Annotated in this window: 2 protein-coding genes; both read right to left on the bottom strand. The window is 71.6% G+C overall.

Annotated features, from left to right (window positions below; genetic code table 11):
• The coding region (locus AC1D15_RS22050) for a hybrid sensor histidine kinase/response regulator (RefSeq protein WP_477827648.1) at positions 1 to 2,824 on the bottom strand (2,824 nt) is incomplete at its 3' end.
• A 43-nt stretch (positions 2,825 to 2,867) separates the two neighbouring features.
• Entirely contained in the window at positions 2,868 to 3,416 is a 549-nt protein-coding gene (gene msrA, locus AC1D15_RS22045; protein WP_047504579.1) for a peptide-methionine (S)-S-oxide reductase MsrA, read from the bottom strand.
• Positions 3,417 to 3,677 lie beyond the last annotated feature (261 nt).

Below are 3,677 nucleotides of genomic sequence, written 5' to 3'. Positions count from 1 at the left end.
GATCGGGATCGGCCCGCAGGCGGCGCAGCACCTCGGTGCCGTCGATGTCGGGCAGCTGCATGTCGACCAGCACCACGTCGGGCCGCGCATGCTGTGCGAGCCGCACGCCCGACACGCCGTCGACGGCGATGGCGAGCTCCACGTGCGCATGGTTGGCGAGCAGCTCCTGCACCAGCAGCACGTTGACCGGGTTGTCCTCGATGTAGAGCAGGCGCAGCGGCGCGGCCGCTGTCGTGGCGACCGGGGCGGCCTGCACCGATGAGGGAACGGCCTGCTGCGCAGGTTCCGCGGCGGCACCGGCGGCGGCCCGCAGCACGATGCGGAACGCGCTGCCTCGGCCCGGCTCGCTCTCGACGCTGATCTCGCCGCGCATCAGCTTGACCAGGTGGTGCACGATGGCCAGCCCGATGCCGGTGCCCTGGATCGCTTCGCGCTCCGCGCCGAGTCGGTTGAACGGCTCGAACAGGTGGCGCCGCTGCGCGGCCGACATGCCCCGGCCATCGTCGCGCACCGTGATCGCCCAGGCCGGAACGCCCTGCCAGGCCCCGCGCTCGACCGCCAGCCACACGTGGCCGCCGGCGCGGTTGTACTTGATGGCATTGCTCATCAGGTTGGCGATCACCTGGCGCACGCGCCGCGGGTCGCCCAGCACCTGGGCCGCCGTCGCCTCGGCCTGCACGCTGACACCGGCCTCGTCGGCCTGCAGCCGGGTCCACTGCAGCACGTCGTGCAGCGCGGCCTGCAGCGGCACCGCCTCGTGGGCAAGCGGCATGCCGCTCGACTCGATCGACGCGAGGTCGAGCACGTCGTCGATCAGCGCCAGCAGGTGCTGGCCGGCCGAGCGGATGCGCTCCACCCGCTCGGCCTGCGGCGGGCTCAAGCGATCGCCGGCGTCGGCCGACAGCAACTGCGCGAAGCCGAGCACCGCGTTGAGCGGCGTGCGCAGCTCATGGCTCATGCGGGCCAGGAACTCGCTCTTCGCGCGGCTGGCCTGCTCGGCGGCCGCCTTGTCGCGCAGCGCCTGCTCGGCGCGCTTGCGCTCGGTGATGTCCCAGTTCACGCCGAGGAAGCGTTCCGGCCGGCCCTGCGCGTCGTGCTGCACATGGCCGCGCGTGGCCAGCCAGCGCACCGAGCCGTCGGGCCAGACCACGCGGAACTCATGCTCGAGCTCGCCGCCCTCGCGCACCGCCTCGTCCATCTTGCGCTGCAGCTCGGCCACGTCGTCCGGGTGGCGCGAGCCGTCGCGCAGGTCGTTCGCGCCGAGCGGCCCGTCGGGGCGGTGGCCGCGCAGCCGGAACATCTGCGCATCCCATTGCGAGGCGTGCGTTCGCAGGTCGCGCTCCCAGGTGCCGATGCCGGCCGATTCGGCGGCGAGCATCGTGCGCTCCTGCACGCGCCGCAGCTGCGCGCGGGTGCTGTGCAGCTCGGTGATGTCGATGTTGACGCCGAAGGCCATCAGCCGGCCGTTGACGCGCTCGCGCCGCGACCAGGCGGACACCCAGCGCACCTCGCCGTCGTCCGCCCGGCGGATGCGGAACTCCGACTGCAGCCCCTGCTGCGTGCCGCGGTCGGCGATCTCGCCGTGCGACTGCATCGCCGTGCGGTCGTCCGGGTGCACCAGCTCCTGCAGCCAGCGCTCCTCGCTGGGCACGCCGTCCTGCGGGCGCAGCCCGTAGATGCGGAACATCTGCTCGTTCCACTCGCCCTGGCGGGCCTCGATGTCGACCGTCCAGATGCCGACACCCGCGGCGTTGGTGACCATGTCGATGCGGCGCGCGAAGGCCTGCGCCTGCTCGCGCTCGGCGATCTGCGCGCTGCGGTCGAGCGAGACGCCGGACAGCGCGATCGCGCGCCCCTGCTCGTCGCGCTCGGCGACGCGGCGCGTCAGCAGGTGCCGGTAGCTGCCGTCCTCGTTGCGGTAGCGCGCCTCGACGTCGACGACGCGGTGCGTCGCGATGGCCTCATCGGCCGCACGCAGCACCGCGGCGCGGTCGTCGGGATGGATGGTCGAGCGCATGTACTCCAGCGTCAGGCCGTCGGGCGGACGCGGGATGCCCATCACCTGGTAGCCCCAGTCGTTGAAGTAGATGCGCTGCGTCGCCAGGTCGATGCGCCACACCGACACCGAAGCCAGCGTGACCGCGCGGTGCAGCTTGGCCGTCAGCGCCTCGATCTCGCGCAGGCGCGAGGTGCCTTCGGTGTCGTCGAGCAGGATGCCGGTCATGCGCACCGGCCGGCCCTGCGGGCCGGGATGCACTTCGCAGAGCGAGTGGAACTCCTTGACCTGGCCGTCCGGCAGCACGAGGCGGAACCAGGTCTCGTAGCGGCCCGGCGCTTCGCCGAAGCGCCGGTGCTCGAGGCGGAAGCGGTCGCGGTCGTCCGGGTGGACGCGCTCGCTCGCCTGGTCGAAGTTCGGCACGCCACCGGCCGGGTCGAAGCCGCACAAGCGGAACATGTGGGCGTCCCAGCGACCCTCGCCGGTGCGCAGGTCGCGCTCCCAGGCGCCGGTGCGGCCGAATTGCTCGATCAGCGCGAGCCGCGCCGCATCGGCCGAGGGCAGCACCAGCCAGGCGAGCCAGCCGCTGTCGAGCCAGACGGAGGTCCAGTCGATCTCGAGCGACGAGCCGGGGAACGCGATGCGCCCGCGACTGCTGGGCTCGGGGTGGCGCAGCGTGGCGACGAGTTCGCGAGCCAGCGCCTGCCAGCCCGCATCGGCGATGCCGTGGTCGGACGCCCACCGCGCCGCGGCGGGGTTCACCTTCCACCGACCGTCTGCCCACAGCCGCAATGCCGGCGCAGGCGACGAAAGCCACAGGGTGTCCATGCGCGGGCAAGTGTACTGACTGCCCGGCGCCCGGCCCGCTGCGCTACTCGGAGCGCACCTTCGATGCGAAGGTCTTGCGGAACTTCTCGACCTTCGGCGCGACGACGAACGCGCAGTAGCCCTGCCCCGGGTGCTGCGCGAAGTAGTGCTGGTGGTAGTCCTCCGCACGCGAGTAGTCGGCCAGCGGCAGCACCTCGGTGACGATCGGGCTCTTGTAAGTACCGCTCGCCGCCATCTCGGCGATCACCTCGCGGGCCACGCGCTCATGCTCCGGCGACTCGACGTAGATGCCCGAGCGGTACTGCGTGCCGACGTCGTTGCCCTGGCGGTTCAGCGTCGTCGGGTCGTGCACGACGAAGAAGATCTCCAGCACCTCGCGCAGCGTGATCTGCGCCGGGTCGAAGCTGACCCGCACCACCTCCACCGCACCGGTGTCGCCGCTGCACACCTGCTCGTAGCTCGGGTTGCGCACCCGGCCGTTGCTGTAGCCGGACTCGACGCCGGTGACGCCCAGCACGCGCTCGTATACCGCCTCGACGCACCAGAAGCAGCCGCCGCCCAGCGTGATGGTTTGGATGGAAGTCGTGTTCATGAGATCTCCTTGGACAGCCCAGATGACTGCGAGCGCGCAGTTTGCAAGGCTGTCGACTCGGTCGCGCCACGGCGTGCTTCCTGACAACGGCGCCTGACAACGGTGCCAGGGCGGGCCGGGAAGTGTGAACGATTCACACCTGTGAGCGCTGACTCATCGGCACAATCCAGCCGCCATGCCGGCGCCTCCTGCCGGCCGTTGTCCACCTTTCCCCCCCGGAACCAGCGCATGAACAGCCTGCTGACCCTGCTCGGCATCTGT

This window comes from Rhizobacter sp. P2_H2, assembly GCF_056403375.1.
This window is presented reverse-complemented; position numbering and strand designations above follow the sequence as displayed.

Bases quoted from the DNA above. Each gene is read 5' to 3' on its own strand.
- msrA (WP_047504579.1), bottom strand. From the start codon at position 3,416: ATGAACACGACTTCCATCCAAACCATCACGCTGGGCGGCGGCTGCTTC.